Raw genomic sequence first — 6,133 nt, forward strand, 5'->3', positions numbered from 1 at the left:
GCCGGGCTGTCGCCCATCGCCGCGCTGACGGCGCGGCGCAGCCCCGCGAGGCCGCCCTGCGGCCGCGGGCCGCGCAGCACGCGCCGTTCCAGGGTGCGGAGCGCGGCGAGCCACTCCATCCGCTCCATCCCGCCGGCGCAGAGCGGATGCTTGAGCGCGCTGAGCATCGGCACCGGCGCGAACTCCTCCGCGACCATGCGCGCGAGCAGCCGCAGGAAGGCGCCCGCCGGCGTGGTGGCGAGCGGCTCGCCGGCGCTGTCGTCGGCGACGATGCCGAAGCGCGTGAGCTCGACGGAGACGCGGCGCGCGAGATCCCGGTCCGGCGTGACGAGGGCGGCGCGCGCGCCGGGCGTCTCGAGCGCCTCGCGCAGGGTCAGAGCGATCGCCTGCGCCTCGGTCTGCGCGTCCGGCGCGTCGAGGCGCGAGAGACCCGCGAGCGCCGGGCGCCACAGCGCGGGCTCGGGGCGCGTCCAGTCCTCCAGCCCTTCCGGCGGTCGCAGTGCCATCTCGATCAGCTGGCCGCGCTGCTCCGGCACCTTGCGCTCGGTGGTGTGCTCGCAGCCGGGCCAGCGCGCGATGCGGGTGTCGTCGGCCGCCATCGCCTTCAGCAGCCGCGCCTGGGAGGAAAAGGGATGCGTCGGCGCGCCCTCGACTGCCGACCAGATGCGACCGAGCGCCTTGCGGTCGAGCCCGTGCAGCACGACCGCGCCGCGCGGCAGCGTGGCGACGACCCGGAGAAGCTCCGCCGCGGCCGGGATGGTGCCGCCGACGCCGATGCCGGCGGCGATGACGTGATCCCTCGGCGGCTTGCGGCTCCAGGCCTCGGTCTGCGCGCGCAGCGCCAGCGCGCGGCGCAGGCCGATGTCGAGCAGCCCCTGCTCGTTCAGCCATCCCGCCCAGGCCTGCGCGACGCCGCGCAGGAAGGCGGTGGTGATCTGCCAATGCGTCGCCTGTTCCTGCGGCACCAGCGCGTCGAGCCGCGCGAGCCAGGCCTCCGCGAAACGCAGCGGATCGGCCTCGTGCAGGAGGGCGGGGTCCTTCTCCTCCAGCGCGACCTCGTCGAAGAGGCGTGCGAGCTCGCCGGCGAGCTGCCAGGCCTGCTCGGGCGTCTGCGGGCCGCCATGGCGCGCGGGCAGGCGCATGACGAAGCCGGTCAGTACGGCTTGCCGCGTCAGCGCCGGCACAGCTGGCGGCAGGTCGAGCAGGGCGGGCAGGGCGAGCTCGTCCGCGTCCTCGGTCGAGAGACCGGCGAGTGCGCGCATGCGCGGCAGCAGCATCGCCTGCTCGCGCGCTGCACGCAGGAAGGCGTCGCGCAGCGCGCGGGCAGAGCGCCGTGTGGGCAGCAGGATGGTGGTGTGCGCGAGGGCTTCCGGCGACTCCCCGCGCACCCGCTCCAGCACGCCTGCCGCGAGACAGTCGAGGAACGGGAGATGCGCCGGGATGTCGAAGAGCTGCATCAGAACAAGGCGGGCAGGATCCCGGCGCGCAGCATGGTCTCGGCGCGGGTCAGGTCGCGCGGCGTTGAGAGGTGGAACCAGGCGCCGTCATGCACCAGGCCGTAGAGCCGGCCGTTCTCGATCGCGCGGTCATAGACGCGGTTGAGGCTGAAGGGGCCGTCGGGCATGCCCTCGAACAGGCCGGGCGTCAGGATCTGCACGCCGCCGAAGAGATAGGGCGCGATCTCGCGTTCCTTCGGGCGTCGCGCGCGGCCGAGCGGGTCGAGCAGGAAGTCGCCGCGGCCGGCATCGCCATCCACCGTCGCGGTGCGCACCAGCAGCAGCATCGCATCCATCTCGGCGGGATCGAAGGCGGCCGACATGCGCGCCAGCGCGCCGTTGGGCCCGTCGAGCCAGAAGGCGTCGCCGTTCACCACGACGAAGGGCGCATCGCCCAGATGCGGCAGCGCGGCCTTCACGCCGCCACCGGTCTCGAGCAGCACCGGCTCGCGCAGCACCACGGCATCCGCGGCGCCGTAGCCGGCAACGGCGTCGGCCACCTGCTCGGCGAACCAATGCGCGTTGACCACCAGGTGCCGGATGCCGGAGTCGCGCAGCCGGTCCATCGCATGATGCAGCAGCGAGCGGCCCTCGAGCGGCAGCAGCGGCTTCGGCCGGTCGTCGGTCAGCGGCCGCATCCGCGTGCCGAGCCCGGCGGCGAGCACCATGGCGTGGGTGGGTGCGATCATGCCGCGTGCTCCGTGAGGGATGCGGGGTTCGCACGCAGGTCCCGCGGCACATGCGTGTCGAGGAAGCGCGCGAGCGGCGCGGTCGCCGGGTGCTGCAAGGCGCGCTCCAGCAGCGCCCAGCAGCGCGGGCCGTGGCGGAGGTAGTGCCACTTCCCGTCGCGCCGCGCCAGCCGCACCCAGAGTGCCGCGACGCGCAGGTGCCGCTGCGCGGCATGCACCGCCATCGCGGCGCGGAAGGCCTCCGCGTCGAGATCCGCGCGCCGCGCGAGATAGGCGGCGACCGCGTCGCGCCGCACATCCTCCGCCACGTCGCGCCGCGCGTCTTCCACCAGCGAGACGAGGTCGTAGGCGGGATGGCCGAAGGCCGCATCCTGGAAGTCGATGATGCCCATGTGCCGCGGCGCGGGGCGGTCCAGCGGCATCAGGTTGGCCGGGAAGTAGTCGCGATGCACGAAGCCGCGCGCGGCGAAGGGTGCCAGCATCTCGGCCAACGCAGCGTGGAAGCGCTGCGCGACATCCTCGCCGGGTGGCGCGCCGAAGGCTTCGGGCCACCACCACTGAAGAAAAGTCGCGGCGGCGGTCTCGCCCATGCGTGCGGCGTCCCAGCGCGGCAGCTCTTCGGGCGGCGGCGCGGCGTGCAGCGCGGCAAGCGCCTCGGCCGCCGCGACGTAGAGCGGCGCGGGATCGGCGCCGGCGTCGAGGCGATGCGCCATGGTCTGCTCGCCGAGATCCTCGAGCAGCAGGAAGCCCTGCGCGGGATCGGCAGCGATCACCTCGGGCGCGGCGAGGCCGGCCCGGAGCAGATGCGAGCCGACATGCAGGAAGGGGCGCACGTCTTCCTGCGGCGGCGGCGCGTCCATCAGCAGCGCGGGGCGCGGCCCGCCAACCAGCCGCACGTATCGCCGGAAGGATGCGTCGGAGGGCAACGGCTCGCGCACCGCCGCGCCATAGCCATGCGCGGCAAGGAAGGCCTCCGCGCCCTCCCTCATTGCAGGTCCCCGAGCCGGCCTGGCCAGCCGGCCAGCGTCGCGATGCGCGACTCGTCGCTCTTCCCGGGTGCGAGCGAAATGGTCAGCGCATCGGCCGGGCGCAGCGCGCCGAGGCGGTCGGGCCATTCCACCAGCACGATGCCCTCCCGCGCCTCGTCCCAGCCGAGCTCGGCCAGGTCGGCGGGTCCGTCGAGTCGCCAGAGATCGAAGTGGAAGGCAGGGCCGGCCGGCAAGTCGTAGCCCTGCACCAGCGTGAAGGTGGGCGAGGGCACCTCGAGCCTGGGGTCGCCGCTGGCGGCGCGCAGGAAGGCGCGGGCCAGCGTGCTCTTGCCGGCGCCGAGCGGGCCTTCCAGCAGGATCGCATCGCCACGCCGGGCACGCGCGGCGAGTCGGGCGGCCAACGCCTCGGTCGCGGCGGGATCGGGGAGCGTCACGGTCAGGGGCGGCATCGGGGCAGCGCAATCTGCCCCCGGCGGGACCCGCGGCACAAGCCGCGGGTTCGCGGTTTGATCCCGGCCCGCGAACCCGCTAGAGGGACCGCCTTTTCCTGGGGATGACGCAGGCGATGCCGGCGAAGGTCGAGACGGATGTGGCGATCATCGGCGCGGGGCCCGTGGGGCTCTTCGCGGTGTTCGAATGCGGCATGCTGCGCATGAAGTCGGTGGTGATCGATGCGCTCGACGCGGCCGGCGGGCAGTGCAGCGCGCTCTATCCCGAGAAGCCGATCTTCGACATCCCGGCGCATCCCGAGATCGCCGCCGCCGACCTGATCGCCGCGCTGGAGAAGCAGGCGGCGCCCTTCAAGCCGCTGATGCTGCTCGGCCGGCGCGTCGAGAAGCTGGCGCAGGTCGCGGGCGGCTTCGAGCTGGCGACGAGCGAGGGCGACACGATCGCCTGCAAGGCGGTGATCATCGCCGCCGGCGCCGGCGCCTTCGGCCCGAACCGCCCGCCGCTCGATGGCCTGCCCGCCTACGAGGCGACGGGCGCGGTGCGCTACATGGTCACGCGGCGCGAGGATTTTCGGGGCAAGCGCGTGGTGATCGCGGGCGGTGGTGACTCGGCGGTGGACTGGGCACTGAGCCTCAAGCAGGTGGCGGCGAAGGTCACGGTGGTCCACCGGCGCGACAAGTTCCGCTGCGCGCCGGAATCGGCCGCGCAGCTCAAGGCCGCCGCCGATCGCGGCGAGATCGAGATGGCGATCCCCTACCAGCTGCACGGCCTGCGCGGCGCGGGCGGCAAGCTGGAGGCGGTGGAGGTCGCGACGCTCAAGGGCGAGGTGAAGGCCATCGCGGCCGACTTCCTGCTGCCCTTCTACGGACTGTCGATGGAGCTCGGCCCGATCGCGGAATGGGGGCTGGGCCTGGAGCGCAGCCACGTCCAGGTGGCACCCGCGACCTGCGAGACGAACATCGCGGGCGTGCACGCCATCGGCGACATCGCGACCTATCCCGGCAAGCTGAAGCTCATCCTGCAGGGGTTCAGCGAGGCCGCGATGGCCGCGCATGCGATCCATCCGCGCGTCTTCCCGGGCGAGGCGCTGCACTTCGAGTACAGCACCTCGAAGGGTGTGCCGGCGGGGGCTGCGCAGATCGGCGCGGGTTGATAGCGCTGGGTGGCGCCGCGGGTTGAGGCGGCGTCGAGTCACGAACCCCTACCCCGACCAGCCGGCGTAAGCGGCGGAAGGCCGCCGCTACTCTGGCGTCCGATGCCCTTGGCGTCGGACCCCCCGTGAACGGGGGAGGGAGACGTGCATCATCTTGGGTTCAGGCGGCGCCAGAAGCTTGGCGCCTCGCTCCGGCCGAGCAGCTTCCGGTCGGCGGCGACCAGGCGCAGCGCGTGGTTGAAGAAGATCACGAAGCGGTCGGCGTGGTTGGGGAAGCCGATCGGATATTGCCGCATCCGCCAGTGATTCGCCGGGCCGCGCTGCTCGTAGACCGAGCCGGCATTGTAGGCGCAGGCCACCACCGGCGGGTCGAGCCGCGTGCGCGGCGCCTGGCTCGCGATGTAGCTCGCGCCGGCCATGATGGAGGCGGCCGGGTCCTCCAGCGTCTCGCGCGTGATGCGCCACATCACCGGATCCTCGGGCGGCAGCGGCATCACCTGGCGCGCGGTGCTGATCAGCGTCTGCATCACGCCGATCGAGACGCGGTGCGGCGTCGTCTCGTCGCTGACATAGCCCGGTTCCTCGCGCGCCGCGCGGGCGGCGGCCTCGGCCGTCGCGTAGCGGCGCGTCGCGCCCAGCACCTCGGTGCAGGCGCAGGCGACGAGAAGTTCGATCGGCACGCCGGTCTCGGTCGCGGCGCGGCGCAGCGCATCGCCATACCAGTCGAAGGCGCGGCGCGCGGCGAGCATCTCTCCACCGGCGCCGGGCGTCGCGCCGCCGACGACGAGGCCCGCCGCCGTCAGCTTCCAGCGCACGCCGCCGGAGAAGACCGCATGCTCCTGCTGCAGGGCCTCCATCGCATCGTCGAGGATCGCGGCGGCGCCGTTGCGCCGGCTGCTCTCCGCGATGACATCCGTGACCGCGCCCGCGCTCGGCCCGCTGCCGTCGCGCCAGAGCTGCAGCACCGCCCAGGTCTTCGGCCCGACCACGCCGTCCACCTCCAGCATCCCGGCCTTCTCCTGGAAGGCGAAGACGGCGCGGCGGGTCGCGGGTCCGAAGAAGCCGTCCACCACGCGCAACTCGCGCCCGGCGCCGGATGGATCGGCGCGGAGCAGGAGGAGCTGGAGCAGCAGGATGTCCTCGCCGCGCTGCATCGGCTGGGCGTAGCGCATGACGCGCGGGAGCGGACGCGTCGCGGCGCGGGCCGGCGCGGTCAGGACGTCCGACATGCGAGCCTCCTCTGCGTGGCCTCGATCCCGGCGGCGAGCGACTGCCACTGCGCCGCGGCGTCGGGCGGCGGGTCGCGCAGCAGGCCGCGGGCGGTGGCGAGCTCGGCGCAATGCGTCGCTGCGGGCG

The 6,133-nt window shown here is 73.8% G+C and carries 5 protein-coding genes and 1 pseudogene; 1 reads left to right on the forward strand and 5 read right to left on the reverse strand.

Going from position 1 to position 6,133, the window contains the following annotated elements:
* The 4 genes and pseudogenes from L2I40_RS17365 to tsaE form a co-directional block, all read right to left on the reverse strand.
* Positions 1 to 1,457, reverse strand: a pseudogene (locus tag L2I40_RS17365) (double-strand break repair protein AddB); the annotation flags it as partial.
* Positions 1,457 to 2,185: a nucleotidyltransferase family protein gene (locus L2I40_RS17370; protein ID WP_237216452.1), complete on the reverse strand. Its 729-nt coding sequence runs from the start codon at positions 2,183 to 2,185 to the stop codon at positions 1,457 to 1,459. The gene L2I40_RS17370 and the pseudogene L2I40_RS17365, both read right to left, overlap by 1 nt.
* The gene (locus L2I40_RS17375) at positions 2,182 to 3,174 is read right to left on the reverse strand and encodes an aminoglycoside phosphotransferase family protein (protein WP_237216453.1); all 993 of its coding nucleotides are present in this window, start codon (positions 3,172 to 3,174) and stop codon (positions 2,182 to 2,184) included. The genes L2I40_RS17370 and L2I40_RS17375 overlap by 4 nt, the downstream gene beginning before the upstream one ends.
* Entirely contained in the window at positions 3,171 to 3,623 is a 453-nt protein-coding gene (gene tsaE / locus L2I40_RS17380) for a tRNA (adenosine(37)-N6)-threonylcarbamoyltransferase complex ATPase subunit type 1 TsaE (RefSeq protein WP_237216454.1), read from the reverse strand. Before tsaE ends, L2I40_RS17375 begins: the two co-directional genes overlap by 4 nt.
* Positions 3,624 to 3,739: 116 nt before the next feature.
* Here tsaE and L2I40_RS17385 point away from each other — a divergent pair, with 116 nt between their 5' ends.
* A complete protein-coding gene (locus L2I40_RS17385) occupies positions 3,740 to 4,777 on the forward strand; it encodes an NAD(P)/FAD-dependent oxidoreductase (protein ID WP_237216455.1) in 1,038 nt (345 codons plus the stop codon).
* Positions 4,778 to 4,926: 149 nt separating this feature from the next.
* Here the strand turns inward: L2I40_RS17385 and L2I40_RS17390 are convergent, their stop codons facing one another.
* Positions 4,927 to 6,006 (reverse strand): peptidoglycan-binding protein, encoded by a 1,080-nt coding sequence (locus L2I40_RS17390; protein WP_237216456.1) that lies wholly within the window; start codon positions 6,004 to 6,006, stop codon positions 4,927 to 4,929.
* Positions 6,007 to 6,133 lie beyond the last annotated feature (127 nt).

The sequence above is a fragment of the Falsiroseomonas oryziterrae genome (assembly GCF_021864505.1).
Lineage (GTDB): Bacteria > Pseudomonadota > Alphaproteobacteria > Acetobacterales > Acetobacteraceae > Falsiroseomonas > Falsiroseomonas oryziterrae.